Genomic DNA, 25,849 nt, shown 5'->3' with positions numbered 1-25,849 from the left:
GCGGACTAAATACAGGCTTATAGAAGTGCCTGGGGCCGCAGCTCAGCGGCGCGTCGAGGCGGTGCGGTGCCGCTTGCTCTTCGTGAACTTGCGCGCCGGGGCGGCGCGGTTTGCCTTGGCCCGCGACCGGCTCGCCTGCGCGACCTGCTTGCTTGGCGGCGCTGCCTCCGCCTCATCCACAGCCGGCTGTTGCACGCTGGCAAAGGATTGTCGCAGCGCTTCCAGCTTGTCGCTGAGCGCCGCGACCTTGTCGGCTGTCCGCTTGGTCTCCACCCTCTGCGCGGCCAGCAGGTCCTGGACGATCTGCAACTGGTCGACCACCTGCTGCTGGGAGGCATCGAGCGCCTTGGTGGTGCCGACCAGTTCGTCGATGGCGGGGTTTCGTGCTGTCGCAGCGACCTTCGCGGGCAGGCTGGGTGTTGGCGTGCTGCTGGCGCCGATCCGCCAGACAACCGCGCCGCCGACGATCAGCAGCGCCGCAGCCGCAGCGACAATGCCGCGCTGGGCAGGAATGCCCAGGCCGCGAACAGAATGCGCCGTTTTGGTAAAGTGCGATTGTTCGATCATGGAACATCAAAGCCAGAACCGCTGGCATTGTTCCACAGGGCGGGCCGGCAGGCTACCCCGGACGGCGAGATTCTGCCGGGTCGCTCTTGGCGGCGGATGCGCCAGGAGAGCGAATGCCGGTTAAGCCACTGAAATGATTGGTCGGGGCACAAGGATCTGAACCTTGGACCTGCAGTACCCAAAACTGCCGCGCTACCAGGCTGCGCTATACCCCGGGTGCCGTGTCGATACACGCTTCGGGGGGAGCAGCAAGGCTGTCGGACCTATGATCCCTTGAACAGCGGATGAGCGACCCTGTCGCCCGGCGCGATGCCATACTTTTTGGCAGTACCGGCGATCACTTCCAGAACGCCCTTGGCGAGACCGCCGGAGGAGATGATCTTGGTGGATTGCGGCTCGGTATTCTCGGCGATCCGGAGGATGCGGCCGTCGGCGCGGATGAAGATCATGTCCAGCGGGATGAAGGTGTTCTTCATCCACATGGAAACCTGCTGCTCGGGCGTGAAATCGAACAGCATGCCGCGCCCGTCGGCGAGTTCCTTGCGGTACATGAGGCCGGTTTCGCGCTCCTTCTCAGTCTTCGCCAGTTCGACCGAGAACACCTGCACGCCCGACTTGGTGACGATCTCCAGCGGCTCAAGCTCCGCAGCACGAACGGGAACGGCCGTGAAGCCGACAAATGCCAGCACTGCGGCCAGCACCAATGACGCGCGCATCAGACTCCGACCGCGGCCAGCAACAACAAAGCTCATGAACATCGATCCACACATTGGGCAGATGCGCCCGCGGGCAACACTAACCCGACGATCATGGCAAATACCAGACGTCTGCCGTGCGGGCCCGCAGCTCCGACGACGCGATCGGATCAGTGCGAGGACAGACCGGGTGTACCGGCTTCCGGCTGGATCTCGGCGGCCATCATGCCCTTCGAGCCGGGCCCGAAACGAACGAGCACATACTGGCCGGGCCGCAGCTCGGTCATGCCGAAGCGGCGCAGGGTTTCCATGTGCACGAAGATATCCGGCGTCCCCTCCCCGCAGGTCAGGAAGCCGAAGCCACGCAGCCGGTTGAACCACTTTACCTGGGCCCGCTCCAGACCGCTGGTCGGGGTGACGTTGACGTGGGTCCGCGGCGGCAGCATCTGCGCCGGATGGATCGCGGTGGACTCATCCATCGAGACGATCTGGAACGCCTGGTAGCCCTTGGCACGCTGCACGCATTCAACGACCAGACGCGCGCCTTCATAGGCGGTCTGGTAGCCATCGCGCCGCAGGACGGTGACGTGCAGCAGCACGTCCGCAGCCCCATTGTCGGGCACGATGAAGCCATACCCCTTGGAAGCATCGAACCATTTGATGACGCCGCTGATTTCGACGAGATTGGCCGCCGCGCCTTCGCCGAGACCCGCAAACGGGTCCATCGCGTCGTGATCGGAATGGCCGGAAAAATCTGCTGCTACCGACCGCGATGGCCCGGCAGCACCCGGCGGTAACGCGCCCAGCCTCTTCGAATCAAATCCGTCCGACCCCATGACCCCGGATCCCAAACTCTGCGGGCTGTCCGAGCAATGACAGCACCACCCTACGTGCCCACCGATGACAATTCATGATGACGCAACGCGAATCTCGCGATTCAAAGATAACACTGTCGGAAGCAGCGCAAAGACAAAAAACGAACACAGAAAGAGCTATGAACAGCCTTGCGCGGCAGCGAATCAAGTGCGCATCAGTTACCGACGAACGGCCTCAGCGTCTCACCGATATCGTAGCGGATCACGAGATCGGCGTGATCGTCCTGATCGGTGCGCTCGTTGTTGATGATCACCAGGCGGGCGCCGGAATTTTTTGCCAGCTGTGGAAAACCGGCGGCGGGCCACACCACCAACGATGAACCGATGGCGAGAAACAGATCGCACTGCCGGGCGAGTTCGACGGCGCGCCGCATCGCGTCCTCGGGCATCGACTGACCGAACGAGATGGTAGCCGTCTTCACCGGTTCGTCGCACACTGTGCAATCTGGCGCCCTCCCCTCCGCATCGAAGCGCTCCTTGACCCAACCGAGGTCGTAGGCCAGTCCGCAGCCGATACAGCGGGCGTAGGTTGTATTGCCGTGCAATTCGATCACATCGTCCGGCGCGAAGCCGGACAGCTGATGGAGGTTGTCGATGTTCTGCGTGATGATCGCGGGGATCTTCCCGGCCTTGTACAACGCCGCCAGCGCGCGGTGTCCGCGGCTGGGGCGCGCTGCGGCAAACGTTGCGTCCATGGCGAAGCGCCGCCGCCATGCCTCGTCGCGGGCATCCTGGCTCGCGACGAATTCGTCAAAGGGAATGGGCCGGTTGCGAGTCCACAATCCGCCGGGCGAGCGAAAATCAGGAATGCCGGATTCGGTGGAGATGCCGGCGCCGGTGAACGGAACGATCATCGTCGCGGCGGCGATCATGTCGCCCAGCTGCTCCACCCCGCTGCGAAGATCTGACGCAATCATGGGACATCCGAAGTGTTGCGGGAGCCACGAGGAGGTTCGTCCCGATCGCTGCCATCCATCGGACCACGTGTGACGTTCCGTCGATGACTGCAAGGATGACCTGCGGGACCGGCTTATGTCGTCCAGGACGATGATCGAATGTCTGCCCGCGCGGCACCCGTCAGGTTCCGATCCGCCAAACAGAACCGATCACAACAGAGTGAAACGAGACAGAGAACGCAAAACTGCGTCTGGCTGCTGCCGATACGCTGGGGCTGCCGGTATCAGGCTGCCCTGTCGACGCTATCCTTCGGCGGCTCGTCTTTCTTCGGCTTCGCCACTGGCGTGGCCTGGGATTTCTTGACCGACTTGCCGTACTGCGACAGCTTTTCCAGCTCGGCTTCAAGTTCGGCCTGTCGCGCAGCGACTTTCTCGGCGAGCTTGTCGGTTGCCTGATCACGCAGTGCAGCAAGTTCCTCGATACTCAGCGCGTCCAGATCGATTTTTGCCATGCCAGTCTCCCGTTTGCTCCGGGCTATCTTCAACGCCAATGCGTCGCAAGCCGCCTGCCCTGCTTATCCACTGCGTCCAGTTCCGCGCAATTCAATTGACGTCGACACGCGCATTGGTTGAAATCAGCTGGGTGAGGAAAACATCATGACGTCGTGGATGGAAGAGCGCGACCGGCTGGTGGCGCAAACACTGGCCTTTGTGCAGGGTGTCGCTGCAGCGACCCCGTTTCGCCCGGCAGCGCCGCACGCCGCTCCTCCCCGGTCCCTCCGCATCAAGCCCAGCCCCTGCCTCCGTCACCGCGGCTGCCCACGCCGGTCTCCGAGCGTGATGAGATCATGCGACGCGTCGCTGCATTCAAGGCGCATCAGCACCGGCTGATCAAGGAACGCGAAAGCTATTACGCCAGCGTCCAGTCACAGATCCGCACCGTGCTGGGAGACGACGTCAAGCCTCGCGGCTTGTAGGTCCGGCACAACCTGGCAGCTATTTGCCGAGATGACGCCTGACCGCAGCGATCGAGGGACCGACCTCGGTGATCGCCGCCGAAAGGTCGTTCTGGGAAACGCTGAGACGGTACGACCAGTAATCGCGCTGCGACGCGTCGCGGACGTCGATCACCGGCGGCGCCATGATGCCGCGATTGGATGCCAGGACGGTGGACACGGGGGCAAGACGGATCATGCCGAAACGTACCACTGCCATGGCGGTCGTCGAGCCCGCGGCGGCGCCAGCATTAACGGAGCGTTTACGCGGTTGGAAAAATCTCTATTGGAGAACGCCGAGCGATGCCTGAATTCCGGCGGCCGGGATGCAGGCCTTGCGGCGCCTCAACCCTCGGATTGCCCCGGTGACCTTGAGGATTTTTCCTGCCGAGCAGGAGCCGTCCTCCACCAGTACGACCTCATAGGGAGCCAGAACGAACGGCTCGGCTTTCAGAATGTTCTGCCCAAACCCCGGTGTCGTTCCCACGACCACTAACCCAAACACCCCGAATACAACCTTGCGCATCTCGCGTCCCCAACAGCCGGCAGCAATAAATACCGTCCGATGGGTTAAGGTTTCGCGTCCCTGAGATTTTTTCGTTCGCCCTTCCGTCACGACGGACAATGGCGATGATCATGCACATCTGACGGCTGCCCGCGAGTCGCTTTGGCGATCCACGGCGAAGGCCCGGGTCAGAGCGTCTCCTGCTTGTGTCCGCATTCCTTGCAGACGAATGTCACGCGCGACACGCCCTTGGCGGCGGAGACGCGATTGGGCGCACCGCATTTGCCGCACTTGGTCTCGATGCGCGTGTCACCCTGCTTCACCACCAGGGCCTTGCGCGCCATCGTCTCGCGAATGAGGCGCTCGGCCTCTTCGCGCATTGCCTGCTTGCTCATTCGGTCGTTCCTGCATGAATAGCCCGGAAAACCAACGGCGCCGGTGCATTCACTGTTTATAGCGACGGTCGCGACGGCGTTCAAACGGCCGCAGCGGTCGCAGCGCAGATTGTGACCAACTGAGGCAGCGCCGCAACGCAGCGTCCCGGCCGATCCGAAACGGCCGCTGAGGTCCGACTCGTTCTGGACATCAAGACCGGGATCAACTAGAACAAAACATGAACTAAAGGCCGTCGCGTGAAGTCATATGCAGCTTCGCTCAGGCACCGGTTTCGGCACATGGATAAGCGAGTGGAGGGACGCCATGGATTTGCAGGCCCGCGTTGAATTCTGGAAGAGCATCGATCCGAATCCTGAATTCTGCCGCCGCGCGGAGCGGGAAATGCTGATGCTGAGTTCCAGCGACACGGAATGGATTGCGGCACGGATGCGGGATTTCGAAGAGGCCCTTGGAGCCGAGCCCGCCGAATAGGCGGGAACGTTCTGGGTTCTACGCCGTTGTTTTTGCAGATCGCCTTTCGTCGAAAACAAGGCCCGCCCCACGATCCGTGCGGCGGGCCTTGTTATGGGAGCATTCGCATGAATGTCTGGAGCGAATATCTGAAAGCCCAGGCCGAACTCGCCGACCGCATGGCCGCAACGATGGTCTCCGCGGAATTGCGGCGGGAATTTGCGGAGATTGCTGGGAGATTCAGACGCGACGCGGAGATCGAGGACGAAACCCCGACGCATCCGGCCCCGGAGCGGAGTTATCCACGGACATCTTCACTGTCCTGATTGGCGCCCCAATCGATTCCGATAAACACGTCGGGGCTTGAAACGAAAGATTGCGCATGAATGAAGACCGCATTGCCGCCGAACGCGACACGATTGCGCGACGGGTGGCCGAGTTCCGCGAGACCCAGGCCCGGTTCCAGCGTGCGCGCGAAGATCATTACGAGGCGACCATCGAAAAAGTTCGCAACATCGACTGGAACGACTCCTTCGATCGCACGTTGAGACCCTGAACATCTCCAAGTGTTCTCGTCACCGACTAAGCGAAACTAAAAGGCCCCGCCATCCCACTGGCGGGGCCTTTTGCTGTCTGCATCAGACCTGGCCACGCATCCCCTGCGCCTGCCCTTTCCTCCTTTTTGCTGCTATCTAGCGGCATCCGGCCACGAGATCATCATCGGCCGAAGGAGGTCAGTTCATGCGCTATCTTCACACCATGCTCCGCGTCCGCAATCTGGATGTCGCCCTCAAATTCTACGCCGATGCGCTCGGCCTCAAGGAGGTCCGGCGCATCGACAACGACAAGGCGAGATTCACCCTGGTCTTCCTGTGCGCCGCCGATGATGAAGCGTTGCTGGCTCGGGTCGAGGGCCGCGGCGCGCCGCTGGTCGAGCTCACCTACAATTGGGACGAAGAAAAATACGGCGAGGACCGCTATTTCGGCCACCTCGCTTATGAGGTCGACGATATCTACGCGACGTGCGACCGCCTGATGAAGCTCGGCATCACCATCAACCGGCCCCCGCGCGACGGCCAGATGGCCTTCGTCCGCTCGCCCGACCTGCATTCCATCGAACTGCTGCAGAAGGGCGATGCGCTGCCGCCGCAGGAGCCATGGTCGTCAATGGCCAACACCGGGCACTGGTAGGCGACAGAACCTCCTCCCATTCGTCGATGCATGATGGAACCGGAAGCAATAGCTGGCGTTCTTGATTGCAATACTGGCTTTCATGGAGAAACGACGATGGGACGCGGTCTTTTGCTTTGGTTGTTGGGTGTGCCGATTCCGGTGATCATTCTGCTCTGGCTGTTCTTCGGTCGCTGAGCACATCTGCTTCAGACGACAACAGGCTCCGCATCGCGGAGCCTGTTTTTTCTTGTGCGGGTCCACTGGCGAAAGCTCCGGCCGCTCTCGGCAACGCGCGAATCCGCGCCTAATGTGGCGCGACACAATGCCGTTGTCGTCCGTAGAGGTGCCGCATGTCCGACGCTCCCGCAATATCGCTTCGGATCTGGGGCCGCGCCAATTCGGTGAACGTACAGAAGGTCCTGTGGTGCTGCAGCGAACTCGACCTCCGCTTCGACCGCATCGACGCAGGCATGCAGTACGGCCGCAACGATCAACCGGATTATCTGGCAATGAACCCCAACGGCCGTATCCCGACCCTGGTGGACGGCGATTTCGTGCTGTGGGAATCCAATTCCATCATGCGCTATCTGACCCTCGTCCATGGAGCAGGCACGACGTTGTATCCATCGGCGCCAAGGCTGCGCGCCAGCGTGGAGCGATGGCTGGACTGGACGCTGTCGACGCTGCAGCCCATCGAACGCCCGCTGTTCTGGGGGCTGGTGAGGACACCGCCCGCAGAGCGCGACATGTCCGCGATGCAGCAGGCTGCGGATGTGGCGGCGGCGCAATGGCGTATCGTCGATGCCCACCTGGCCAACCGCGACAGGGTGGAAGGCGAGAGCTTCACGCTGGCCGATCTCGCACTCGGCACCTATGCGCGCCGCTGGTTCGGGGTCGAGGGCGTGCACAAGCCGGCTTTGCCCCATCTCGCGCGCTGGTTCGACGCGATCTCCCGCCGTCCCGGCTTTCAGGAATATGTCGCGCCACCGATGTCCTGATCGTGGTGGACCGCGCTACCGGATCGAGCGCTCGAACAGCAGCACGCCGACGATAATCACAAGGGTGACGGCTGCCACCGCAAGCCGTGTGCTCCAGCTCATGCCGCGGCTGACCCACCACAACAGCGCACAGCCCATCAGGACGGGAATCAGGATATCCGGTGTCACATCGGCCTCGTTCGGCTCATCGCGATCTCGCAACCTAGGCGACGAAACGAACGCCCAGCGTCTTGCCGCGGCGCCACACCACTTCACACATGCGCCCGGTTCGTGCATCCCGCGAAAACGCCAGCCGCACCCGTGCCGTGACGGACTGCGGATCGTCGACGATGATCTTGGCGCCCGTGGACGACAGATCGAGCACGGTGCATTGGCGCGCCGCGAATCCGCCATCCAGCGTAATCCAGCCGGCCTGCTGAACCGACCGCCGCACGTCCCGTTTTTTGGTGATCGCCATCGCACACTCCCGATAAGCATCGCTACACCTTGAGGGTTTACGAATCTGTTGCCATGACGGCGGAAAGACGGGAAATGCCGCGCTCCGCCGGGCTGTTAACACCCCTGCACATAGCTGCAGGAGACGACTTGCCGACCCGCGCAAACGTCACTATACGTTCGCCCGCTGCGGTCGGTCGTTTCCCGACGGGGCGCAGCCACGAACCAGATCGCAACGTCAATCCATTGATTACGCGGTCTTATTCGTGATACGCCTAGCGAAACAGCGGCCTGTTCGGACCCCGGTCCGGTCGACAGCCAACGTTTTTGCTCCCTTCGTCTATCGGTTAGGACGCCACCCTTTCACGGTGGAGAGAGCGGTTCGATTCCGCTAGGGAGCACCACTTGCGTTCAAAACTGCGAACAGAAGCCGCAGGGACGCTTTTTCCAGCAATTACTGTAGCGCTATCCCAGACGATCCGATGCTGTGGTCGTCCATTTGATACGGTCGATGACCGCGCGAAGGTAAGATTTGCGGAACGGAACCTCTCCGTTGGCGATGTTGTCGCGCATGGTTCGGTCGAATTGCCCGATTGCTGCCAGATGAATTTTGCTGGAGGAGCGGCTTGAGCCTGTATGCGATCAAGCTTCAGGCTCGCGATCTCGATCGCTCACGATATCGTCCCGTTCGGCAACGCCCTCCTCGACCATCCGATAGAGCCGCTTCAACTTATCGGCCGCGCCCACAACTTCTCGCTGTAGTGACACAACCCGACCGTCGAGTTCGACGGCTTTTTCGGCTCGACGGGCATCTGCGTCGTGCGCAAGAAAAACTCATTTCGGCTGCCGTGCCTCCCACGGGGCTCCGGGACCGGCCGAAGCGGCGCGCCTGAAATCAGCATCGGCGCCGGCTTGATCGCCCATCTTCGCCTTCATCGAACCGCGCTCGTGAAACAGAGCGACGTTCTTGGTGTCGTCTTTGAGAAGCACATCGTAGTCCGCGATCGATCGCTCGAACTGATCCTTGCGCCCGAGAGCTACCGCTCTGTTGTGAAATGCAGCGAGATAATCCGGCTTCAATTGAATGGTGCGGTCAAAATCCGCGATGGCGCGGTCCAGTTCACCCTTATTCATGAAGGCCACCCCGCGATTATTGACCGCAACGTAGTATTCGGGCTGCAGCCGGATCGCTTGATCGTAGTCCTCAATGGCGCGATCGATTTCGCCGTTCGATCTGAAAGCCACGCCCCGATTATTGTATGCAGCAACGAGCTGGCCCAGCATTCGCTGTCCCGCCTCGATCACCGCCGTGCAGCCGCGGATGGGAAGGGCGATGGAGGTCCAGTCCTCATCCGTCACTGCTGACGTCGGAGTAGCCCAGAATACGGCCAGAAGCGCGGCAGTTGCAGCGGATTGCGACGAGAACGCCGACATCCTCCGCCTGTTGCTGCAAACCATTCGCGACAAGTCCAATCCCCTTCGATAGATCGACACCGGACAGCCGATCACAACGACTGCAAGTCGTGAAAAGCTTGGATAGTTCGTCCAGAGAGCACTTAAATGGCAAACGCCAACGGATGGATCGCTGACATGGATCAAGAACGCGGTCGCTCTAGGCAGTAGCCAACTCGCCTCGGCAAATGGTCTGCCTCTGGTCCAACAAGATCTCTCGCAATTGCGACGCGTTAGCGAATGATGTATTGGGGTCTACTATTGATATGCATCAATCATCCTTCATGCCGTGGATGCAAAACTCAAACATGATCAACTCAATCCTTGGAGGCATAACGAGTGCAATGAAGCGCGTTACGACGATTGCAGTCCTGTTTCTCTGTTTGTCGGGAATGCTCCGGCCGGCGTTTTCGCACGGCGGGATAGCCCAGGATCGCTGGAATCCTGCTCATCTCCAGAATCTGCCGCATGGACTGCGCGCCGTCGTCCAGAAATGGGAAGCAGTCTGTGGTGGATCGATTGCTGCCGCGCAGCAGTTTGCGCTCTATCTCGACGTTCCCGGCGCTGAACTCGTGGCCCTTCATTTTGATGATTTTCGTTGTGGCAACAAATCGGTTCACTGCAGCACGACAGGATGCCTCCACGAAGTCTATGTCGCGAGTAAAGGACAATACCGTCGGGTGCTTGCCGTACATGCGCGCGATATTCGACTGCTTCGCGATAAGAATACCGCCTTGGTCGAGATATCCGGCGTCAATGGCCAGACAAGAGCGCTCCGCTGGAATGGCCGCCGATTTGTCGAGTGACCGGAAGCTCGGACGGCACCGGGCGGGCCCTGACCGGGCTCGTGGGTGCCGGGCACCGCGTGCACGAATGCACTTTGCTCGACACGATCGACCGCTCGATAGCTGACAAGACCGGTTCAATTTCAGCGACAGCAAGTTTCGCTGGATCGCACGCATATGAGACATTGATGAAGACTCTCCGTCAAGCGAACCTGCACCTGCGCACCTGGCACAGCTTTGGTCGAGCCGTGCTCGTGGTCGCGCTCATCGGCCTCCCATCCGTGTCGATCGCTGAGGAGGAGGTGAAGGTCAGTCCCGCGCAGGCACAGACCTTGGGCGTTCGCGTGGTTCATCCGATCCCGAGCCGGACTGACCTTACCCTGCCCTATCCCGCCCAGATTGTTATCCCCACGCCCCAATTGTGGGTCGTGAGCGCGCCTGTGGCCGGCATGGTCACCAGTCTGTCGGTTGCGCGAGGCGACCGGGTCGACTCCGGCCAGCCGCTCGTCACCCTTGAGAGCCCGAGCTTCGTGTCGCTTCAACGAGACTACCTGCAGGCTTTCGCGCAGGACGTTCTTGCGGCGCAGCAGCTCAAGCGAAACACCGATCTGTTTGAAGGAAGGGCGGTGCCGCAACGCGTCCTGGAAACCAGCCAGGCTGAAGCCCGGCAGGCAAGCATCGCGGTTGCGGAACGACGCCAAATGCTTCGGCTCAGCGGACTCCCGGACGCGGCACTCTCGCGCTTGACCACCGAGACGGCGATTACGCCGACGGTTTCGGTCGCAGCGCGCCAGCAGGCAACCGTGGTCGAAATCCTGGTTTCTCCGGGCCAGCGGGTGGAGCAGGCGGCGCCGCTCGTCAAGCTCGCGCGCCTCTCGGTCCTTTGGGCGGAAATTGCGATTCCTGCATCCAGTATTCGCGCCATCCGGCCGGGCGCGAGAGTGGAAATCGACGGCTACGCGGTGCCGGGAGAGGTGATCTTGGTTTCGGAAACAACCGACGCTGCGACGCAAACCGTTCTGGTGCGCGCAGAAGTACCGAACACCGGTGAACTGCGACCCGGGCAGACCGCCGCGGTACGGATCGGGTTTCTTTCCTCCGGTGAAAGTGCCTGGGAGGTCCCGTACAGCGCGCTTGTCCGGCGCGGCGACAAGGCGTCGGTCTTTGTCGCCATCGACGGCGGGTTTCGGCTGGTGCCTGTGACGCTCGTCGCCGAGGACCAGGATCACGTCGTGGTCTCGGGCTTGATCACGGACAAGGATGAGGTGGCGGTCAGCGGCATCTCCGCTCTCCGCGGGATCCTGTTGCGGCTCGGAGCCAGCGAGTAATGCTCGAACGTCTGGTTGCTTTCGCGCTCTCGCAGCGCATGTTCGTCGCACTGAGCGTCTTTCTGCTCGTCGGCGCAGGCTTCGTTCTTCTGCCCACACTGCCGATCGACGCATTCCCGGACGTCTCGCCCGTTCAGGTGAAGGTGATCATGAAAGCGCCCGGACTTACCCCGGAGGAGGTTGAGCAGCGGATTACAGTTCCCATCGAGCTTGAGCTGCTCGGATTGCCCAACAAGAAGATTCTTCGCACGACGACAAAGTATGCGCTTGCCGACATCACCGTCGATTTTGAGGATGGCACCGACATCTACTGGGCTCGTAACCAGGTCTCCGAACGCCTGTCCAACATTGCGCGCGATCTGCCGGAAGGCGTGACCGGCGGCCTTGCCCCGATCACGAGCCCTCTCGGCGAAATGTTCATGTTCACGATCGACAGTCCTGAACTCTCGCTGGCCGAGCGTCGGACGCTGCTCGACTGGACGATCCGGCCGGCACTGCGGACTGTTCCGGGGGTCGCCGACGTCAACTCGCTGGGCGGTCATGTCCGGGCGTTCGAGATCGTGCCGCTTAACGAAGCCCTCGCGGCGCGCGGGATTTCGTCGGACGTCTTCCGCCGGGCGATCGAGACCAATAGCCGCAACGACGGCGCCGGGCGCGTCAACCAGGGCGAAGACAGCGCCCTCGTCCGCATCGAGGGCAGCATTCGCTCGATCGAGGACATCAAAGCCATCGTGGTCGATACAAGGGACGGCATTCCGATCCGGGTCAACGATGTCGCCCGCGTTCAGGTGGGCGCGCTGACGCGCTATGGCGCGGTCACGATCGACGGTCGCGGCGAAACAGTCGAGGGACTGGTGCTAGGGTTGCGCGGCGCCAATGCCGGCCAGCTTGTCCGCGACGTCCGTCAGCGCCTCCAGGAGCTGCAGCCGTCGCTGCCGAAGAGCGTGACCATCAACGTGTTCTACGATCGAAGCCGGCTGGTCGGCCGTGCCGTCGGAACCGTTGTCCGGGCGCTCGGGGAGGCCACGGTCCTTGTCATCGTCCTGCTGCTGCTGTTTCTCGGCAACTGGCGCGCGTCGCTGGTCATCGCCTTCAGCCTGCCGCTCGCGATCATGATCGCGCTGATCGTCATGCGCCTGGTCGGCATGTCAGCCAACCTGATGAGCCTGGGCGGCCTCGCTATCGCAATCGGCATGCTGATCGACGCTCTGGTGGTCGTCGTCGAGAATATCGTGGGCAATCTCAGCAAGGATCAAGAAGGCAAGACGACGCCGCTGATCCATATCGTGTTCCGGTCGGTGTGCGAGGTACTGGAGCCGGTCGCCACCGGCGTGATGATCATCATCATCGTTTTCGTCCCGCTGCTTGCGCTGCAAGGCCTTGAGGGTAAGCTGTTCATCCCCGTTGCGCTTGCGATCATCTTTGCGCTGGCTGCCTCGCTATTGCTGGCGCTTACCGTGCTTCCCGTCGCGACGTCGTTTCTTCTCAAGGCCGCCCCGCACCGGGAACCGTGGCTGATCCGTCAGGCGTCACGGGGCTACGCGCCGGCGCTTGTGTGGGCGCTTGCCAATGAACGCAAGGTGATGGTCGCGGCAGTGGCGGCCCTCATTGCGGCTGGTTTTGCGTACACCCAGCTCGGCAAGACATTCATGCCAACCATGGACGAAGGCGATATCATCATCAGCGTCGAGGCCATTCCGTCCATCAATCTCGATCAGTCGGTCGCTATCAATGGCAAGCTTCAGGCGGCCATTCTGGCGCGGGTACCTGACATCGCGGGGGTCATCGCGCGAACCGGATCGGATGAGCTAGGCCTCGATCCAATGGGCCCCAACCAGACCGACACGTTTCTGGTCTTGAAGCCTTTGGAGGAGCGAAAGACGACCGACAAGGCCGTGCTCCTCCAGCAACTTCGACGGGTCCTCGCCGACTTTCCGGGGCTGTCCCTCAGCTTCACCCAACCGATCGACATGCGTGTCCAGGAGATGATCAGCGGCGTGCGTGGCGACGTCGCGGTGAAGATATTCGGGCCTGACATTGCAAAGCTCAATGAGATAGCAAGTGGGTTGTCCGCAATGCTGTCCGGGATCGACGGCGCCGAGGACGTCTATACGACGCTGAACGAAGGTGCGCAGTATTACACGGTCGTGGTCAATCGGCTGGAGGCGGGCCGCCTCGGTCTGGCGGTGGACGCGATTGCCGCCTCGCTGCGCACCCAGATCGAAGGCCGGACCATCGGCACAGCGCTGGAATTGGGACGCCGCACGCCAATCCTGGTGCGCGGCAGCGAGAAGACCCGCGAGGCGCCGACCATGCTGGCCAATCTGCCCCTGACCCTCGCGTCCGGGCAGCACGTGGCGCTTTCCCAGGTTGCCCGCATTCAGCGGATTGACGGTCCCGTCAAGATAGACCGCGAAGATGGCACACGGATGAGCGTGGTTCGAACCAACGTTCGGGGGCGCGACATGGTCGGCTTCGTCCTGGCTGCCCAGCAGAAGGTGGCGGCAGAGCTGACGCTTCCCCAGGGTTATCGTCTCACCTGGGGCGGGCAGTTCGAAAACCAGCAGCGCGCCGCCGCGCGCTTGTCGGTCGTCGTCCCGGTTGCCATCGGGCTCATCTTCGTCCTGCTGTTCACCACGTTCGGTTCGATCCGGCAGGCGCTGATGGTCCTGGTCAACATCCCCTTCGCTCTCATCGGCGGCGTCTTTGCGCTGGTCCTGACCGGCGAGTATCTGTCGGTGCCGGCTTCGGTCGGATTTATCGCGCTGCTCGGCATTGCCGTTCTGAACGGAGTCGTACTCGTCTCCTACTTCAATCAGCTCCGCGCACGCGGCGTTCCCGAGGATCGCATTGTCCTGGAAGGTGCACAGCGCCGGCTTCGGCCGGTACTGATGACCGCCAGCATTACCGCGCTCGGACTGGTTCCTTTGCTATTCGCAACCGGCCCCGGATCTGAAATTCAGAAGCCGCTGGCGATCGTGGTCATAGGCGGCCTGCTGTCGTCGACGCTTTTGACACTGATCCTTCTGCCGATCCTCTATCGCCGGTTCGGCAGCATTGGGAGGAAGGCTACGTGAGGAGTGAACCGGTTTGTCTGACATTGATCGCTGCCCGCAGGCTCCGTGAGGAGTTGTTCGATTATCTTAGCGAGCAGCGCGATCTGGTATCTGGTTTCACGGCATCCGACGGCGCCGGCTATGGCCCGACGGTTCGCCTGCACTCGACGGCCGAGCAGGTCAAGGGCAATGCCGACGAGGTCCTGGTGCGCATCATCCTTGAAAGGCCGGATGCTGCCCAACTGCTCGCCCGGCTCAAGACGGCATTCGCAGGAACCAGACTCGTCTACTGGATCATGCCCGTCATAGAGTTCGGCGTAATCGACGAGGTTGGCCTTTAAGTAGCCCGGAGTCCCACTTCGTTGCGCATTCACAGCCGATTCTGTCGAAGTGGGAGACGTTACAGATGAGACAGCGCTCCAAATGGACGCGATCCATATAAATTATACAGCAATTTCAATAGCATATTCCAGAACTTGTCGAGGAGCGGCTACTGCCAATCGCCACGTCTGGTTGAGCGAGGTCGGCGGCACCCCAGCCGCCTCACCCTGGGTATCCATCCAATAGACCAGTGCTCGTCGCGGAAAGCTGCGCCTGAGATGGATCAAGACTTCACGTTCGTTTGAAGTCGCCCCCTCCCGATATGGGAACGTCTCTCGCCATGGGGTGTTGGCTCAACATCATTCCCGCGAAGGAGATGCCCATGACGAAAATCAAATTTCTCGCCGCAGCCGCTGTCCTGTCCGCGCTGATCGCCTCCCCGGTGTTGGCGGGCGACATGAACCACAGGCACATGAACCATAAGCATGCGATGTCGCAGCGCGCCTACGATGCCAACGCCTATCAGCGCGACAGCAGCGGATTTTGGCCGGCCGACGTTGCTGCCGGCGTGGTAGGCGGTGCCGTCGGCGCTGCCGGTGCCATCGCGACGGCGCCTTTCCGCGCCGCCGATGCCTACGCCTATGACGATGGCTTCAACGGCTACAACGGCGATTACCGCTACAGCCAGAGCTATGCGCAAAAGAACGGTTTTGTCTGCCAGCCCGGGACCGTGTTCCGCGGCGAGGATGGCCGACCGCATCTCTGCCAGTAAGCGGCGACGCGATGTAAGACGAAGGGCGGCCCATGGCCGCCCTTTTTCGTGTGGCCGGGGAAGCGCGGTCGCGGAGATTTCATCGTCAGGATCACGAATCCTTCAACACTTCGCGTCGGCGACACGGTATTTTCTTCCGATGAACCTGCTCGAATCGCTCCCGACCGTCATAGGCATCGCCGCCGTTGCGCCAGCCCTGCTGGTGCTCTGGCTGGTGATCGCTGCCGACGAGCGGCCGGGGCCGCCCGGGCTGGTGTGGGCCGCGTTCCTGCTCGGAGTCATCAGCATTTCGCTGCTCGGGCTCGCCCGTGCCCCCTTCGCCTCCATGGCCGGCCTCAGCGGCAATCCGTGGCTGGCCATGCTGCTGCATGCGATCTTCGGCATCGCCGCGCCCGAGGAAATCGTCAAGGTGTTGGCGATCCTGGCGATCGCCACGCAGCGGGCGCGTTCCGACGATCCGATGAACACCGTGGTGTATGGCGCGGCGGTTGGGCTCGGCTTTGCCGCCTATGAAAACCTCGTCTATCTCGTGAAATTCCCGGAGATGTGGCGATCGCTCGCCGTGTTGCGCAGCGTCTTGACCGTGCCGTTTCACGGTGCCGTGGGCATCATCGCCGGCGCCTATATCGCCCTTGCGCGCTCCGGCGGCGCGCTCGGCGCGCATCGCCGCGACAGCTATGCAGGCATCAAGACCGCCGCGCTGATCGTCCTGGCGCCGGTCGCGTTGCACAGCTGCTTCGACCTGCCGCTGCTGACACTGCAGCAATATCCCGAGATCCAGGGGCTACCGCGCCGCCTGCTGGAAGCGACCGGATTGTTTGTCGGGTTCGGCACCATCTTCCTTGCGGCACGTCTGGTGTGGCGCATCGGTGCCCATCACGCGCCGCGCAGCGAAGCCTCGCGGCAGCGGCTGCGCCAGTTGCGCAGCATGTGGGCGCTGTTGGTGGCCGGCGGCGGCGCGGGCTTCGTCGGTACTGCCTTCGTGCTGTCTTCCATCCATCACTGGTTCGTCAATCCGGATCGCAACGTGACGCTCGTGCTGATCCCTCTGGGACTGGTCTCGATCGCCATCGGCCTTGCCTTGCTGCTGCTGACCACCACCGCCTATATCCTTGGCCGCAACAGGTTGCGGCGTTATGCGCCTGCCCTGGCATCGGCGTTCGGCGATTTCTGACTGTACAATCTTTACCGCGGCGCGCCGTCCCGGGGTATGTTGATGCCACCCGCACCTTCCCGGAACGGCACCAGGATCTCCCCCATGACACTCCCCGATGACATCGCCGCCCTGCAGGCCAAAATGACCACCACGGTCAGCGCTCACTGGAAGGCATTCCTGTTCGAAGGAATCCTGCTGGTGGTGCTGGGACTTGCAGCCATGATCGTGCCGCCGCTGGCGAGCATTGCCGTGACCATCTTTCTCGGCTGGATGTTTCTGATCACCGGCGTCGCCGGTCTGGCGCTGACCTTCTGGGCACGGGCCATGCCCGGCTTCTGGTGGTCGCTGATCTCGGCCGTGCTGGCCATCGGCGCCGGCATCGTCCTGCTGATCAAGCCGGTCGAAAGCACCCTGACGCTGACCCTGGTTGTCGGCGCCTACTTCCTCGCGGAGGGCGTTGCCTCGATCATGTACGCCCTGCAACACCGCAAGGAACTGTCGGAGCGCTGGAGCTGGATGCTGTTTGCCGGCCTGATGGACATCCTGATCGCATTCCTGATCATCAGCGGCCTGCCGGGCTCGGCGCTCTGGGCCATCGGCCTGCTGGTCGGCATCAACCTGGTGTTCGGCGGAGCCTCGCTGATCGGCATGGCGCTGGCGGCACGCAACAAGGTCTGATCGATTTCTAAGTGGCAGCGAGCCGGCGTGGGGACGGCGCACGTCGGCCGCTTATGCGGCACGCGCATTGCCGCTGTCGCGGACAAGACGCGCGCTCAGCGGACGGGCGCAACGATCACGTTATGCCACCGCAAGCGCTCAGCAGCCCTTGCAGATACCCTTGATCATTCGATCGAGCTCGCGATCCTGGGCGTCGATCTTGCCGGGGTCGTTGCTGCCGGTCTCGGACGGAATGTCGCCCGCGCGCGGCTGGCGATGGCCGACCGGAGCTGCTGCCGTCGCGGCCGGCTGCTGCGGCTGCTGCGCGCGCTTGACCGCGGCCGGCGGCGCATTGCGCGTCGAATCTTGCGCCAGCGCGATCGAACTTCCCAGCGTCGTCAGACAAGCGATTGTCACGAGCCATTTCTTCATTTTGCTTCTCCGACTTCTCAATTGCATCTCATCGCGTCCGCTCGGGAACGTCAATCGTCGCACAATTTCGCCGTCCCTGCGCGGAGCAGTCCTGCACCTTTCGCACGTCGGCCATGGTGCCGAGCAGCCAGATTCCGGCGGCCACCAGCACCACGAAAAATCCCAGCATCACCGCGTTCTCGAATCCGCGATTGCCCTCATCGTCCGGCGGTTCACGCTTTACCTCGGTCATGGGCACCGGTCATGGCTTCGGCGGATAGGCGTGAACATCGCCGCAGTAGTCAACGACACGATAGCCCGATTCCGCCGCGGCTTCATGATCGTCCGCAGGATTTCGCGTCAAATATTCCGGACCGAGCGGCACCTTGCCGAAACCGCCGGGAATATCCAGCACGTAATCCGGCTGGCAAAGTCCCGAAACGTTGCCGCGCAGCGTGCGCATCAGCGCCTGCCCCTGCGCGATGGTGGTGCGCAGATGCGCGGTGCCCGGCGCCAGATCGCCATGGTGAAGATAATAGGGTTTGATGCGGCATTCGACGAACGTTCGCATCAATTGCTCCAGCGTCGCGGCATCGTCATTGACGCCGGTCAAAAGCACGGACTGACTGACCATGGGAATCCCGGCGTCGACGATCAGCGCGCACGCGGCGCGTGCAGCCGCGGTGAGCTCGCGCGGATGGTTGGCATGCAGTGCCACCCAGGTGGTGGCGCCCGGCGTCTTCAGGGCCGCCACCATCTCGGCGGAGACGCGCGCCGGGTCTGCCACGGGCACGCGGGTGTGCAGCCGGATGATCCTGACATGATCGATGGCCCCGAGGTCGGCCGTGATCTCGGCGAGCCGCCGCGGCGACAGCATCAGCGGATCGCCGCCCGTGAGGATCACCTCCCAGATCTCCGGATGTGTCCGGATGTAATCCAGCGCCGCAGCATAGGCCTCGCCGGAGAGCGCGTTGTCCTTGCCGGGCCCGACCATCTCGCGACGGAAGCAGAACCGGCAATACACGGCGCAGACATGCACCAGCTTGAACAGCACGCGATCGGGGTAGCGATGCACGATGCCGTCGACCGGCGCATGGACGTGGTCGCCGATCGGATCGGCACTCTCCTCGGGCAGAACGGTCAATTCATCCATGCTTGGGATGTACTGCCGTGCGATGGGATCGTGGGGATCGTTGGGATCGATCAGCGCGGCTACGGCCGGCGTCACCGCCACCGCATAGCGCGCCGCGACCTTCTCCAGATCAGGCAGCACGGCCGCCGGCGCCAGACCATGGGCGACCAGTTCGCTGGGCTGGCGCAGCGTGGTGGCAAGCGTGCGGATCGGACTGCTCATCGCTCGCCCGCGGGCGGCTGCCACACCACCTGGTCGATCCGGGTGGCGCCTGCGGCCAGCATCACCAGCCGGTCGAAGCCGAGCGCTATGCCGGACGCATCGGGCATGTTGGCGACCGCCTCGAGGAATTCTTCGTCGAGCGGGTAGCGCTCGCCATAGCGGCGCTGCTTTTCATCCATCGAGCCGACAAATCGTCGGCGCTGCTCATTGGCGTCGGTCAGCTCGCCGAAGCCGTTGGCCAGTTCGACGCCGCAGGCATAGACTTCGAAGCGTTCGGCCACGCGCGGGTCGTGCTGCCGGGTCCGCGCCAGCGCGGACTCCGGCGCAGGATAATCGAACAGCACCGTGAGCCGCCCCTGCCCGAGATGCGGCTCGACGTGTTCGACCAGAACCTTGCTGAAGATATCGGACCAGGTGTCGTCGTCAGCGATCCGCACCCTGCCGGCAACGGCGGCGGCTAGCTTTGCGCGGTCGCCATCGCCGTGGGCAACGGTCGCCAGCAGGTCGACGGCGACAAATCTATCGAAGGCGGCGGCGACCGTCAGCATTTCCGGCTCGGCGAACGGATCGGCGGTCCTGCCGCGAAAGGCGAACTGCCTCGTTCCGGTCGCCTGTGCGGCATGGCCGATCACCACGATGCAGTCGGCGATCACGGCTTCAAAATTCGCATTCGCCCGGTACCATTCCAGCATGGTGAACTCGGGCAGATGCAGGTCGCCGCGCTCGCGGTCACGAAACACGCGAGCGAATTCGAAGATCTTCTCCTCACCGGCAGCCAGCAGCTTCTTGCAGGCAAATTCCGGCGAGGTGCGCAGGTAACGCGGCAGCCGTTCGCCGCCGGCGTCGGTCAGTTCGGTGCGCGGCGCGTGCAGATGGGTCTCGTTGCCCGGCGACACCTGCAGGATGCCGGTCTCCACCTCGGTAAAGCCCTGCTCCTCGAACCAGCCCCGGGTCGCCCGGGTGATGGCGCCGCGGGCCTGCAGGAACGGCCGGCGGTCTTGGTGCCGCCCCGGTTCCCACCAGGGCGACGGCGGCTTCGTCCCGCTCATCGCCGGTCCGCCCGAATAAGTTGCAAAAGGCTGGCATCATCAGGCGAAATCAGTATGTTGCAGCCCGAAACCGCTTCGCTGGCCTCGGGACATCGTCCGGATCGGTCCCGGGCCTGAAATCTAGGAAACATATCTGTGAAAGTCATCGCCAGTTCTATTCGCAAGGGCAACGTGATCGAGCAAGACGGCAAGCTCTACGTGGTTCTGACCGCCGAGAACATCCATCCCGGCAAGGGAACCCCGGTCAGCCAGATCGAAATGCGCCGAATCAGCGACGGCGTGAAGATCTCGGAGCGGTACAAGACCACGGACGCGGTGGAAAAGGCGACCATCGAGGACCAGAACTTCAATTACCTCTACAAGGATGCCGACGGCTTCCATTTCATGAATAACGACAATTACGACCAGGTGGCCGTGCAGAAAGACGTGATCGGCGATGCCGAGCCCTACCTGCAGGAAAACATGACCGTGAAACTGTCGCTGCACGGCCTGGTCCCGGTGGCCATCACCATGCCGCAGCGCGCCACGGTGGAAGTCGTCGATACCGAGCCGGTCACCAAGGGCCAGACCGCGTCGTCATCCTACAAGCCGGCGATGCTGGCCAACGGCGTCCGCACCCTGGTGCCGCCGCACATCGGTCCGGGCACCCGCATCGTGGTGATGACCGAAGACGGTTCCTACGTCGAGCGCGCCAAGGATTGAGCGGCGACTGACCGGCTACAAACGCAACTGTCGTCGCCCGGCTGGCGCGCATCCGCGCGCCAGCCGGGCGACCCAGTATGCGGCGCTGCCAGTGCCAGAGCCGTGCCGCCACCGTCTACTGGATCGCCCGCTTTCGCGGGCGATGACAACCGAGAGCGGGGCGTGCACCGCGCAGCTTGCGCCGCGCCATGCGTGGCTCCCTGGTCTACTTCCGCGCCGGCGGCGTCCAGCGATAGGCTGCGCCAAACCTGTTCCAGACATTGATGCCGGCAATCGCCGACGACAGGTATAGCAACTCCGTCTCGGAGAACTCTGCGCTGGCTTCCGCATAGACATCGTCGCTGACACCGTTCGCAACCGATGTGAGCGCCTCGGTCCAGACCAGCGCCGCGCGTTCGCGCACCGAATAGACCGGCGCTTCGCGCCACACTGCCAGTAGATCCAGCTTGGCTTTTGGCACGTCGAGCCCCTCAGCCAATATGATGTGATACTGCACGCAGAACGCGCAGCCATTGATCTGGGACGCGCGGATTTTCACCAGTTCGAGCAGCTGCTTGTCGAGCCCGTACAGCGCCGCGGCGCTGCCGAGCGCGCGCACCATGGCGTCGAGCTCGGGCGCGAGTTTACTGAAATTCTTGTGTTCGCTGCGCGGGGATGGGCAAGTGACATCGCCGTCATTTCCTTTATTATAAGTGCACTGATATATTATAAGTGGGCTTATACCATGCGCAAGCTGATCAGTTTAGCCGACAGGTCACACGCTGCAACGTCGCGAAAACTGGCCAAGGGGAAAGTCCGGAAATCGGCAAAATCCGTCATCCCAGAAAAACGTACCGGACGCAAAATGGCCCCGGTGCCCGGCGTCCTTCCGCCTTCGCCCGGCATGGGCAAGCGCGGCGAGGCCGGCCATCTCGGCTACTTGTTGCGGCAGGCGCAGGCGGCGGCGCGGCTGACGCTGGAGCGGGCGCTCTCCGAACTCAATGTCACCCCGCCGCAATTCGCCGTGCTGACCATGCTGAAGGCCTATCCCGGCCTGTCCGGCGCCGACCTCGCCCGCGTGTCCCTGCTGACGCCGCAGACCGTCGGCCAGATCATCCGCAACCTCGAACGCGCCGGCGCCATCCGCAAGACGCCGCACCCGGTGCATGGTCGCGTCCTGCAATGGACCCTGACGACAAGGGGCACCGTGCTGCTTGGCAAATGCCGCCGCCATGCGATGGCGCTGGAGCGGCGACTGGCGTCCAGCCTGTCGGCCCGCACCGAAGTGACAGTGCGGCGCTGGCTTGTCGCCGTGGCGACGGAACTGGGGTGACCGGTTCCAGCGACGCAATGTCCCTGCCGCGTCCGCTTTCGCGGCGCTAAGCTGCCGCCATGACCCAGAATGATTCTCGTCTCCCGCTGTCGCGGCGCGCCATGCTGCAGGCCGGCCTGGGCGCAGGCGCCCTGCTCGCGCTGCCGGCCTCGGTGATCGCCGCACCCGCCGGCTTCGACGCGTGGCGCGAGGGCTTTCGCGCCCGCGCGCTGGCCAAGGGCGTGTCCGACGCCACCTACGCCCGGGTGATGGGCCGCATCGAACCGGACATGTCCGTGTTCAAGGCGATGCAGAAACAGCCGGAATTCCATGAGGAGCTCTGGCAATACGTCAACCGCCGCGCCTCCGACTGGCGCATCATCGCCGGCAAGGAGGCGCTGAAGAAGAACGCGGCGCTGTTCGGACGCATCGAGCAGGATTTTGGCGTCGAACGCGGCACGCTGCTGGCGCTGTGGGGCGTGGAGTCGGCCTATGGCGATCCCATCGTGCAGCAGAACCACATGCGGCCGGTGTTTCCGGCGCTGGCGGCCCTGGCCTGGAACGAGCCCCGGCGCCGCGCCTACTGGGAAACCGAGCTGATCAACGCGCTGAAGATCGTCGACAAGGGCTGGGGCACACCGGACGAAATGCGCGGCTCCTGGGCCGGCGCCATGGGTCATACCCAGTGGATGCCGGAAGTCTGGCTCAATGTCGGCATCGACTATGATCGCGATGGCAAGGTGTCGCCGTTTGGCCGCCCCGACGATGCGCTGGGCTCCAGCGCCAAATTCCTGGTCAACCGCGGCAAGTATCCGCGCGGCGAACACTGGGGCTATGAGGTCCGCGCTGTCGGTGCGACCTCGTCCGATGCGAAGCGCACCTTCGCCGCATGGTCGGCCGCCGGCGTCACCCGCGCCGACGGCCAGCCGTTCCCGCAACCGGGCGCCAGCGCCAAATTGTGGGTACCGGTAGCGGGCGGCCCCGCCTTCCTGCTCGGCCAGGGTTTTTATGCGGTGCGCAGCTACAATCCGTCGATGAACTACGCGTTGGCGATCTGCCATCTCGGCGACCGCATCTTAGGCAGCCCGCCGTTCATCCAGCCGTTCCCCGGTTCCGAGCGCATCCTGACGCTGGCCGAAGTGCAGGAAATACAGACCCGTCTCACCCGCGCCGGTTTCGACACCGGCGGCACCGACGGCCGCGTCGGCAACGACACCATGAAGGCGGTGAAGGACTATCAGTTGAAGATGGGCCTGCTGCCGGCCGACGGCTATGGCGGGCTGAAGGTGCTGGCAAGGTTGCGGCAGGGATCGTAGACCACACAAAGCGCGACTGTCATCGCCCGCGAAAGCGGGCGACCCACTAGACGCAGGTGCTGGTGATCGAGCCGGAACGCTGCCGTATACTTGGTCCCCGCTTGCGCGGAGGACGACAGCGGCGATTGGGGCACCGTCATCGGCACCCACAATTATTTCGAGCTACCTGATCCTCGCCGGCCCCTCGTCGGGCACCGCCACATCGATCACCCGCATCTGCACGCGCTCCGCGCCCTGCCAGCGGTCCACTGTCAGCGACCCCGCCACATGCAGCACCTGGCCGCGGTTCGCCTGCAGCGCATTGCCGAGCTTCTGGCCGATGGAGCGAAACGCGATGCCGTTGACCATCGAGCCGTCACTCGACTTGAAGCGCAGCCGCAGATGCGCCTGGCCGACCTCGTCGGCATAGACCAACTGGTGCGACGGCAGCGCGATCACCGGCTCTGGATTGCCGGCGCCGAACGGCCCGGCACGGTTCAGCGTGTTCACCAGATCGGTGGTGACGCCGCGCGCGGTGACGGCGCCGTCGATGAACAGCTCCTTCTCGTTGCGCGATTTGGCAACGTCGCCGGCCAACGCCGCTTCCATGTAACCACGGAATTCGGCGAGGCGTTCCTTGCGCAAGGTGACGCCCGCTGCCATCGCGTGGCCGCCACCTTTGATCAGGATGCCCTCCTTGACCGCCTGCCGGACCACCTTGCCGATATCGACGCCGGAGATCGAACGGCCCGACCCCGTCCCGATGCCGCCCGGCTCCAGCGCAATGGCAAAGGCCGGCCGCGCGAATTTTTCCTTGAGCCGCGACGCCACCAGCCCGACCACGCCAGGATGCCAGCCCTCCGCCGCGGTCACGATCACCGAGCCCTTGTCCTCAAGGCCCAGTGACGCCATCGCCTCGGCTTCGGCCTGCGCCTCGGCCATCTGCTCGATGACCCGGCGCTCGGTGTTGAGCCGGTCGAGTTCGGCGGCGATGCGCGCGGCTTCGGAAATGTCGCCTTCGAGCAGCAGTTGCACGCCGAGATCGGCGCGGCCGATGCGGCCGCCGGCATTGATGCGCGGCCCCAGCATGAAGCCGAGATGCCAAGCCTCTGGCGGACCGCTGAGGCGCGACACATCCATCAGCGCGGTGTGGCCCACATGGTCGCGGCGGCGCAATGCGATCAGTCCCTTGGCGACGAAGGCGCGGTTGAGGCCGGTCAGCGACGCCACGTCGGCGACGGTGCCGAGCGCCACATGATGCAGCATGCCGAGCAGGTCCGGTTCCGGCATGGTCGGCGTCCAGAACCCGCGCCGCCGCAGTTCGCGGTTGACCGCCACCAGCGTGATGAAGACAAGGCCCACGGCAGCCAGATGGCCGAGGCCGGAGATGTCATCCGGGCGGTTTGGATTGACCAGCGCGTCGACCTCCGGCAGGTCGTCGCCGCATTGGTGATGGTCGATCACCACCACGGACATGCCGAGCTTCCGCGCTTCCGCCAGCGGTTCGAAGCTGGTAGTGCCGCAATCCACGGTCACCAGCAGCGTGGCGCCCTTGCCGGCCAGCATGGTGATGGCGTCGACGTTGGGACCGTAGCCCTCGAAGATGCGATCGGGAATATGGATCAGCGGGTCGAGCCCGCAATGGCGCAGATGCCAGGCCAGCAGCGCCGCAGACGTCGCGCCGTCGACGTCGTAGTCACCGAAGATCGCCACCTTCTCGCCGTTGGCGGCGGCATCGGCGATGCGGATCGCGGCGGCTTCCATCTGGGTCACGGTGAACGGATCCGGCATCAGCTTGCGGATGGTCGGATCGAGAAAATCCTCGACAGCGTCGAGTTCGACGCCGCGTCCAGCCAGCAGCCGCGCCAGCATTTCCGGCAGCTGATAGCGCTGCACCATGGCCAGCGCCCGCGCCGCGCCGCGCTGGTCGACCCGGTCGCGCCAGGTCTTACCGGTCGCCGACAAGGCGACGCCAAGAAATGCTGGCTGGGATTCAACGGGAAGGCTGATGGGGGGCGTCATGATGGCGGGACATAAGCACGAAGCAGCGGCGAGGCAAACCGTCCGAAACGAGCGATCTTCATCTCAGATATCGTCATCCTGAGGAGCGAGCCCTTGCGAGCCTCGAAGGATGCGGCAACGAGCGCGCGGCCCATCCTTCGAGGCCGTCGCAAGAGCGACGGCACCTCCAGCCGAAACGCAGTTGCGTTTCGGCGAAGATGACGGTGGAGTGTG

At 63.3% G+C, this 25,849-nt stretch carries 34 protein-coding genes and 2 tRNA genes; 18 read left to right on the top strand and 18 right to left on the bottom strand.

The window, feature by feature from the left end:
* Nucleotides 1-42 precede the first annotated feature (42 nt).
* From ONR75_RS17225 to ONR75_RS17200, 6 genes are all read right to left on the bottom strand, one after another.
* On the bottom strand, nt 43-567 hold the full coding sequence (locus ONR75_RS17225; protein WP_265078349.1) for a hypothetical protein: 525 nt from the start codon (nt 565-567) through the stop codon (nt 43-45).
* 138 nt (nt 568-705) lie between these two features.
* A tRNA-Pro gene (locus ONR75_RS17220) sits at nt 706-782 on the bottom strand.
* Between the two features lie 48 nt (nt 783-830).
* Nucleotides 831-1,319, bottom strand: coding sequence for a DUF192 domain-containing protein (locus tag ONR75_RS17215; protein WP_413776358.1), 489 nt, complete (start codon nt 1,317-1,319; stop codon nt 831-833).
* A gap of 113 nt (nt 1,320-1,432) precedes the next feature.
* On the bottom strand, nt 1,433-2,098 hold the full coding sequence (locus ONR75_RS17210) for a cold-shock protein (RefSeq protein ID WP_265078348.1): 666 nt from the start codon (nt 2,096-2,098) through the stop codon (nt 1,433-1,435).
* A 194-nt stretch (nt 2,099-2,292) separates the two neighbouring features.
* Complete coding sequence (locus tag ONR75_RS17205) at nt 2,293-3,054, bottom strand: SIR2 family NAD-dependent protein deacylase (RefSeq protein WP_265078347.1); 762 nt, start codon at nt 3,052-3,054, stop codon at nt 2,293-2,295.
* Between the two features lie 263 nt (nt 3,055-3,317).
* The gene (locus tag ONR75_RS17200) at nt 3,318-3,545 is read right to left on the bottom strand and encodes a hypothetical protein (protein ID WP_265078346.1); all 228 of its coding nucleotides are present in this window, start codon (nt 3,543-3,545) and stop codon (nt 3,318-3,320) included.
* 336 nt (nt 3,546-3,881) lie between these two features.
* Here ONR75_RS17200 and ONR75_RS17195 point away from each other — a divergent pair, with 336 nt between their 5' ends.
* Nucleotides 3,882-4,010, top strand: a complete 129-nt coding sequence (locus ONR75_RS17195; protein WP_265078345.1) for a hypothetical protein — start codon at nt 3,882-3,884, stop codon at nt 4,008-4,010.
* 19 nt (nt 4,011-4,029) lie between these two features.
* On the opposite strand, the gene ONR75_RS17190 is transcribed toward ONR75_RS17195, so the two are convergent.
* From ONR75_RS17190 to ONR75_RS17180, 3 genes are all read right to left on the bottom strand, one after another.
* Nucleotides 4,030-4,248, bottom strand: coding sequence for a DUF3606 domain-containing protein (locus ONR75_RS17190; protein WP_265078344.1), 219 nt, complete (start codon nt 4,246-4,248; stop codon nt 4,030-4,032).
* 63 nt (nt 4,249-4,311) lie between these two features.
* Nucleotides 4,312-4,653 (bottom strand): DUF6719 family protein, encoded by a 342-nt coding sequence (locus tag ONR75_RS17185; protein WP_265078343.1) that lies wholly within the window; start codon nt 4,651-4,653, stop codon nt 4,312-4,314.
* Nucleotides 4,654-4,721: 68 nt separating this feature from the next.
* Nucleotides 4,722-4,928, bottom strand: coding sequence for a hypothetical protein (locus tag ONR75_RS17180; RefSeq protein WP_265078342.1), 207 nt, complete (start codon nt 4,926-4,928; stop codon nt 4,722-4,724).
* 304 nt (nt 4,929-5,232) lie between these two features.
* On the opposite strand from ONR75_RS17180, the gene ONR75_RS17175 reads away from it, so the two are divergent.
* The 6 genes from ONR75_RS17175 to ONR75_RS17150 all read left to right on the top strand — a co-directional run bounded on the left by ONR75_RS17175 (nt 5,233) and on the right by ONR75_RS17150 (nt 7,550).
* Entirely contained in the window at nt 5,233-5,400 is a 168-nt protein-coding gene (locus tag ONR75_RS17175) for a hypothetical protein (protein WP_265078341.1), read from the top strand.
* 107 nt (nt 5,401-5,507) lie between these two features.
* Nucleotides 5,508-5,705 carry a hypothetical protein gene (locus ONR75_RS17170; protein WP_265078340.1) on the top strand — a complete coding sequence of 66 codons (198 nt, stop codon included), beginning with the start codon at nt 5,508-5,510 and terminating at the stop codon, nt 5,703-5,705.
* Nucleotides 5,706-5,761: 56 nt separating this feature from the next.
* Entirely contained in the window at nt 5,762-5,935 is a 174-nt protein-coding gene (locus tag ONR75_RS17165; RefSeq protein ID WP_265078339.1) for a hypothetical protein, read from the top strand.
* A 185-nt stretch (nt 5,936-6,120) separates the two neighbouring features.
* On the top strand, nt 6,121-6,570 hold the full coding sequence (locus ONR75_RS17160) for a VOC family protein (RefSeq protein WP_265078338.1): 450 nt from the start codon (nt 6,121-6,123) through the stop codon (nt 6,568-6,570).
* Nucleotides 6,571-6,600: 30 nt separating this feature from the next.
* Entirely contained in the window at nt 6,601-6,747 is a 147-nt protein-coding gene (locus ONR75_RS17155) for a hypothetical protein (RefSeq protein ID WP_265078337.1), read from the top strand.
* A 155-nt stretch (nt 6,748-6,902) separates the two neighbouring features.
* The gene (locus ONR75_RS17150; protein ID WP_265078336.1) at nt 6,903-7,550 is read left to right on the top strand and encodes a glutathione S-transferase family protein; all 648 of its coding nucleotides are present in this window, start codon (nt 6,903-6,905) and stop codon (nt 7,548-7,550) included.
* A 15-nt stretch (nt 7,551-7,565) separates the two neighbouring features.
* Here ONR75_RS17150 and ONR75_RS17145 read toward each other — a convergent pair whose 3' ends face one another.
* On the bottom strand, nt 7,566-7,718 hold the full coding sequence (locus tag ONR75_RS17145; RefSeq protein ID WP_265083917.1) for a hypothetical protein: 153 nt from the start codon (nt 7,716-7,718) through the stop codon (nt 7,566-7,568).
* A gap of 34 nt (nt 7,719-7,752) precedes the next feature.
* Entirely contained in the window at nt 7,753-8,007 is a 255-nt protein-coding gene (locus ONR75_RS17140) for a PilZ domain-containing protein (RefSeq protein WP_265078335.1), read from the bottom strand.
* Nucleotides 8,008-8,314: 307 nt separating this feature from the next.
* Here ONR75_RS17140 and ONR75_RS17135 point away from each other — a divergent pair.
* Nucleotides 8,315-8,389, top strand: a tRNA-Glu gene (locus ONR75_RS17135).
* Nucleotides 8,390-8,819: 430 nt separating this feature from the next.
* On the opposite strand, the gene ONR75_RS17130 is transcribed toward ONR75_RS17135, so the two are convergent.
* A complete protein-coding gene (locus ONR75_RS17130) occupies nt 8,820-9,419 on the bottom strand; it encodes a tetratricopeptide repeat protein (RefSeq protein ID WP_265078334.1) in 600 nt (199 codons plus the stop codon).
* Nucleotides 9,420-9,781: 362 nt separating this feature from the next.
* On the opposite strand from ONR75_RS17130, the gene ONR75_RS17125 reads away from it, so the two are divergent.
* The 7 genes from ONR75_RS17125 (at nt 9,782) to ONR75_RS17095 (ending at nt 17,533) form a co-directional block, all read left to right on the top strand.
* Nucleotides 9,782-10,243, top strand: coding sequence for a hypothetical protein (locus ONR75_RS17125; protein WP_265078333.1), 462 nt, complete (start codon nt 9,782-9,784; stop codon nt 10,241-10,243).
* A 167-nt stretch (nt 10,244-10,410) separates the two neighbouring features.
* Nucleotides 10,411-11,550, top strand: coding sequence for an efflux RND transporter periplasmic adaptor subunit (locus ONR75_RS17120; protein ID WP_265078332.1), 1,140 nt, complete (start codon nt 10,411-10,413; stop codon nt 11,548-11,550).
* Complete coding sequence (locus ONR75_RS17115; RefSeq protein ID WP_265078331.1) at nt 11,550-14,627, top strand: efflux RND transporter permease subunit; 3,078 nt, start codon at nt 11,550-11,552, stop codon at nt 14,625-14,627. The genes ONR75_RS17120 and ONR75_RS17115 overlap by 1 nt, the downstream gene beginning before the upstream one ends.
* Nucleotides 14,624-14,947 (top strand): DUF3240 family protein, encoded by a 324-nt coding sequence (locus ONR75_RS17110; RefSeq protein WP_265078330.1) that lies wholly within the window; start codon nt 14,624-14,626, stop codon nt 14,945-14,947. The genes ONR75_RS17115 and ONR75_RS17110 overlap by 4 nt, the downstream gene beginning before the upstream one ends.
* Nucleotides 14,948-15,309: 362 nt before the next feature.
* A complete protein-coding gene (locus tag ONR75_RS17105; RefSeq protein ID WP_265078329.1) occupies nt 15,310-15,699 on the top strand; it encodes a hypothetical protein in 390 nt (129 codons plus the stop codon).
* A 139-nt stretch (nt 15,700-15,838) separates the two neighbouring features.
* Nucleotides 15,839-16,873: a PrsW family intramembrane metalloprotease gene (locus ONR75_RS17100; protein WP_265078328.1), complete on the top strand. Its 1,035-nt coding sequence runs from the start codon at nt 15,839-15,841 to the stop codon at nt 16,871-16,873.
* 84 nt (nt 16,874-16,957) lie between these two features.
* The gene (locus ONR75_RS17095) at nt 16,958-17,533 is read left to right on the top strand and encodes an HdeD family acid-resistance protein (protein ID WP_265078327.1); all 576 of its coding nucleotides are present in this window, start codon (nt 16,958-16,960) and stop codon (nt 17,531-17,533) included.
* Between the two features lie 138 nt (nt 17,534-17,671).
* Here the strand turns inward: ONR75_RS17095 and ONR75_RS17090 are convergent, their stop codons facing one another.
* Genes ONR75_RS17090 through epmA form a run of 4 tightly spaced genes read right to left on the bottom strand, consistent with a single transcriptional unit; the run spans nt 17,672 to nt 20,326 of the window.
* Nucleotides 17,672-17,944 (bottom strand): hypothetical protein, encoded by a 273-nt coding sequence (locus ONR75_RS17090; RefSeq protein ID WP_265078326.1) that lies wholly within the window; start codon nt 17,942-17,944, stop codon nt 17,672-17,674.
* 28 nt (nt 17,945-17,972) lie between these two features.
* Nucleotides 17,973-18,176, bottom strand: a complete 204-nt coding sequence (locus tag ONR75_RS17085) for a hypothetical protein (RefSeq protein WP_265078325.1) — start codon at nt 18,174-18,176, stop codon at nt 17,973-17,975.
* 9 nt (nt 18,177-18,185) lie between these two features.
* Nucleotides 18,186-19,277: a lysine-2,3-aminomutase-like protein gene (locus tag ONR75_RS17080; protein WP_265078324.1), complete on the bottom strand. Its 1,092-nt coding sequence runs from the start codon at nt 19,275-19,277 to the stop codon at nt 18,186-18,188.
* Complete coding sequence (epmA, locus tag ONR75_RS17075) at nt 19,274-20,326, bottom strand: EF-P lysine aminoacylase EpmA (RefSeq protein WP_265078323.1); 1,053 nt, start codon at nt 20,324-20,326, stop codon at nt 19,274-19,276. The genes ONR75_RS17080 and epmA overlap by 4 nt, the downstream gene beginning before the upstream one ends.
* Before the next feature lie 135 nt (nt 20,327-20,461).
* Between epmA and efp the strand changes: the two genes are divergently transcribed.
* Entirely contained in the window at nt 20,462-21,028 is a 567-nt protein-coding gene (efp, locus tag ONR75_RS17070; protein WP_265078322.1) for an elongation factor P, read from the top strand.
* 205 nt (nt 21,029-21,233) lie between these two features.
* On the opposite strand, the gene ONR75_RS17065 is transcribed toward efp, so the two are convergent.
* The gene (locus ONR75_RS17065; protein WP_265083698.1) at nt 21,234-21,734 is read right to left on the bottom strand and encodes a carboxymuconolactone decarboxylase family protein; all 501 of its coding nucleotides are present in this window, start codon (nt 21,732-21,734) and stop codon (nt 21,234-21,236) included.
* A gap of 138 nt (nt 21,735-21,872) precedes the next feature.
* Here ONR75_RS17065 and ONR75_RS17060 point away from each other — a divergent pair, with 138 nt between their 5' ends.
* A complete protein-coding gene (locus tag ONR75_RS17060; protein ID WP_265078321.1) occupies nt 21,873-22,340 on the top strand; it encodes a MarR family winged helix-turn-helix transcriptional regulator in 468 nt (155 codons plus the stop codon).
* A 59-nt stretch (nt 22,341-22,399) separates the two neighbouring features.
* Complete coding sequence (locus tag ONR75_RS17055) at nt 22,400-23,635, top strand: lytic murein transglycosylase (protein ID WP_265078320.1); 1,236 nt, start codon at nt 22,400-22,402, stop codon at nt 23,633-23,635.
* A gap of 162 nt (nt 23,636-23,797) precedes the next feature.
* Here ONR75_RS17055 and recJ read toward each other — a convergent pair whose 3' ends face one another.
* A complete protein-coding gene (gene recJ / locus ONR75_RS17050; RefSeq protein ID WP_265078319.1) occupies nt 23,798-25,636 on the bottom strand; it encodes a single-stranded-DNA-specific exonuclease RecJ in 1,839 nt (612 codons plus the stop codon).
* Between the last annotated feature and the right edge of the window lie 213 nt (nt 25,637-25,849).

Origin of the sequence: Rhodopseudomonas sp. P2A-2r (genome assembly GCF_026015985.1) — a bacterium.
Lineage (GTDB): Bacteria > Pseudomonadota > Alphaproteobacteria > Rhizobiales > Xanthobacteraceae > Tardiphaga.
This window is presented reverse-complemented; position numbering and strand designations above follow the sequence as displayed.

What these genes read in the sequence shown, in the direction of transcription:
- ONR75_RS17225 (WP_265078349.1), bottom strand. Translation starts at nt 567, where the DNA reads ATGATCGAACAATCGCACTTTACCAAAACGGCGCATTCTGTTCGCGGC.
- ONR75_RS17215 (WP_413776358.1), bottom strand. Translation starts at nt 1,319, where the DNA reads ATGAGCTTTGTTGTTGCTGGCCGCGGTCGGAGTCTGATGCGCGCGTCA.
- ONR75_RS17210 (WP_265078348.1), bottom strand. Translation starts at nt 2,098, where the DNA reads ATGGGGTCGGACGGATTTGATTCGAAGAGGCTGGGCGCGTTACCGCCG.
- ONR75_RS17205 (WP_265078347.1), bottom strand. Translation starts at nt 3,054, where the DNA reads ATGATTGCGTCAGATCTTCGCAGCGGGGTGGAGCAGCTGGGCGACATG.
- ONR75_RS17200 (WP_265078346.1), bottom strand. Translation starts at nt 3,545, where the DNA reads ATGGCAAAAATCGATCTGGACGCGCTGAGTATCGAGGAACTTGCTGCA.
- ONR75_RS17195 (WP_265078345.1), top strand. Translation starts at nt 3,882, where the DNA reads ATGCGACGCGTCGCTGCATTCAAGGCGCATCAGCACCGGCTGATCAAG.
- ONR75_RS17190 (WP_265078344.1), bottom strand. Translation starts at nt 4,248, where the DNA reads ATGGCAGTGGTACGTTTCGGCATGATCCGTCTTGCCCCCGTGTCCACC.
- ONR75_RS17180 (WP_265078342.1), bottom strand. Translation starts at nt 4,928, where the DNA reads ATGAGCAAGCAGGCAATGCGCGAAGAGGCCGAGCGCCTCATTCGCGAG.
- ONR75_RS17175 (WP_265078341.1), top strand. Translation starts at nt 5,233, where the DNA reads ATGGATTTGCAGGCCCGCGTTGAATTCTGGAAGAGCATCGATCCGAAT.
- ONR75_RS17170 (WP_265078340.1), top strand. Translation starts at nt 5,508, where the DNA reads ATGAATGTCTGGAGCGAATATCTGAAAGCCCAGGCCGAACTCGCCGAC.
- ONR75_RS17165 (WP_265078339.1), top strand. Translation starts at nt 5,762, where the DNA reads ATGAATGAAGACCGCATTGCCGCCGAACGCGACACGATTGCGCGACGG.
- ONR75_RS17160 (WP_265078338.1), top strand. Translation starts at nt 6,121, where the DNA reads ATGCGCTATCTTCACACCATGCTCCGCGTCCGCAATCTGGATGTCGCC.
- ONR75_RS17155 (WP_265078337.1), top strand. Translation starts at nt 6,601, where the DNA reads ATGATGGAACCGGAAGCAATAGCTGGCGTTCTTGATTGCAATACTGGC.
- ONR75_RS17150 (WP_265078336.1), top strand. Translation starts at nt 6,903, where the DNA reads ATGTCCGACGCTCCCGCAATATCGCTTCGGATCTGGGGCCGCGCCAAT.
- ONR75_RS17140 (WP_265078335.1), bottom strand. Translation starts at nt 8,007, where the DNA reads ATGGCGATCACCAAAAAACGGGACGTGCGGCGGTCGGTTCAGCAGGCC.
- ONR75_RS17130 (WP_265078334.1), bottom strand. Translation starts at nt 9,419, where the DNA reads ATGTCGGCGTTCTCGTCGCAATCCGCTGCAACTGCCGCGCTTCTGGCC.
- ONR75_RS17125 (WP_265078333.1), top strand. Translation starts at nt 9,782, where the DNA reads ATGAAGCGCGTTACGACGATTGCAGTCCTGTTTCTCTGTTTGTCGGGA.
- ONR75_RS17120 (WP_265078332.1), top strand. Translation starts at nt 10,411, where the DNA reads ATGAAGACTCTCCGTCAAGCGAACCTGCACCTGCGCACCTGGCACAGC.
- ONR75_RS17115 (WP_265078331.1), top strand. Translation starts at nt 11,550, where the DNA reads ATGCTCGAACGTCTGGTTGCTTTCGCGCTCTCGCAGCGCATGTTCGTC.
- ONR75_RS17105 (WP_265078329.1), top strand. Translation starts at nt 15,310, where the DNA reads ATGACGAAAATCAAATTTCTCGCCGCAGCCGCTGTCCTGTCCGCGCTG.
- ONR75_RS17100 (WP_265078328.1), top strand. Translation starts at nt 15,839, where the DNA reads ATGAACCTGCTCGAATCGCTCCCGACCGTCATAGGCATCGCCGCCGTT.
- ONR75_RS17095 (WP_265078327.1), top strand. Translation starts at nt 16,958, where the DNA reads ATGACACTCCCCGATGACATCGCCGCCCTGCAGGCCAAAATGACCACC.
- ONR75_RS17090 (WP_265078326.1), bottom strand. Translation starts at nt 17,944, where the DNA reads ATGAAGAAATGGCTCGTGACAATCGCTTGTCTGACGACGCTGGGAAGT.
- ONR75_RS17085 (WP_265078325.1), bottom strand. Translation starts at nt 18,176, where the DNA reads ATGACCGAGGTAAAGCGTGAACCGCCGGACGATGAGGGCAATCGCGGA.
- ONR75_RS17080 (WP_265078324.1), bottom strand. Translation starts at nt 19,277, where the DNA reads ATGAGCAGTCCGATCCGCACGCTTGCCACCACGCTGCGCCAGCCCAGC.
- epmA (WP_265078323.1), bottom strand. Translation starts at nt 20,326, where the DNA reads ATGAGCGGGACGAAGCCGCCGTCGCCCTGGTGGGAACCGGGGCGGCAC.
- ONR75_RS17060 (WP_265078321.1), top strand. Translation starts at nt 21,873, where the DNA reads ATGGCCCCGGTGCCCGGCGTCCTTCCGCCTTCGCCCGGCATGGGCAAG.
- ONR75_RS17055 (WP_265078320.1), top strand. Translation starts at nt 22,400, where the DNA reads ATGACCCAGAATGATTCTCGTCTCCCGCTGTCGCGGCGCGCCATGCTG.
- recJ (WP_265078319.1), bottom strand. Translation starts at nt 25,636, where the DNA reads ATGACGCCCCCCATCAGCCTTCCCGTTGAATCCCAGCCAGCATTTCTT.